The organism is Gordonia sp. OPL2, assembly GCF_003797825.1.
Taxonomy (GTDB): Bacteria; Actinomycetota; Actinomycetes; order Mycobacteriales; family Mycobacteriaceae; genus Gordonia.
This window is the reverse complement of record NZ_RKME01000063.1, coordinates 1-960: the sequence shown is the minus strand read 5'-3', so window position 1 is coordinate 960 and position 960 is coordinate 1. Positions and strand designations below refer to the sequence as shown.

Below are 960 nucleotides of genomic sequence, written 5' to 3'. Positions count from 1 at the left end.
GATAGCCGTTTGCGCGGTCTCGATGGTGTCGAAGGCGCCAGTCTCGTCGAGAAGCTCCCGGCGCAATGTGCGATGGAATCGTTCGATTTTGCCGGTCGTGGTCGGTGACCGGCGTTTGGTCAACCGCGCGGTGATGCCGTACTCGCGACACGTCCGCTCGAAGAGCACCTCAACCGGCAACGGCCGCGTGTGTCTGCCGGTGAACTGGTTGCCGTTGTCGGTGAGCACCTCGAACGGCACGCCCCATCGATTCATCGCCCCGACGAACGCTTCACACACGGCACTGCCACTGGGCTGCTCGAGAACCGCGGCGACGGTGACGAAGCGGGAATGGTCGTCGATGCCGGTCAACAGTTTGCATTCCCGGCCGCCAGCCAGGAACACACCTCCAACCAGGTCGAGTTGCCACAGATGCATCGGAGCTTCCCGCTCCCATCGCTTGTAGACCCGTTTATGTAGCTGCTCTTGAGGATTGACCAATCCGTTGCGTACCAGCACGCGGTGCACCGTGGCCCGCGCGGGCGCGGGCGCATAAGGGTCGAGGCGTCCGAGTTCGTAGACGATGCGCCGGGCACCCCACCGCCGGTGGGTGCGTCGCATTTCGCAGATCGTCGCCTCCACTTGTGGAGAAATCTGGTTCGGGCTAGTACGCGGTCGGCGAGATCGATCCGATAAACCGCCCAGACCTGATGCGGCATAGCGCTTGCGCCACGCCGTGACCGTTTGGCGAGAGACACCGTAACGGTTAGCGACCTCGATGACCGGAGCACCGTCGGCGACTTCGGTGACCGCACGGAACCTGACCTCCACACGCACCCGTGCAGCGATCTCAGCATCGGATTCAGTCTCAGCAGAGAAGGACACCCCCCACACTCTGACTGCGACCACCGACAAGCGTGAGACGTCAACGATGTCCCGACGACACGACGTCAAGCATGTCCCGAGCCCTTACACGTCACA

Annotated in this window: 1 protein-coding gene; it reads right to left on the bottom strand. The window is 62.9% G+C overall.

Annotated features, from left to right (window positions below; all coding sequences use genetic code 11):
- On the bottom strand, nucleotides 1–828 hold an 828-nt coding region (locus EEB19_RS26275; RefSeq protein WP_262365943.1), incomplete at its 3' end, for an IS481 family transposase.
- Between the last annotated feature and the right edge of the window lie 132 nt (nucleotides 829–960).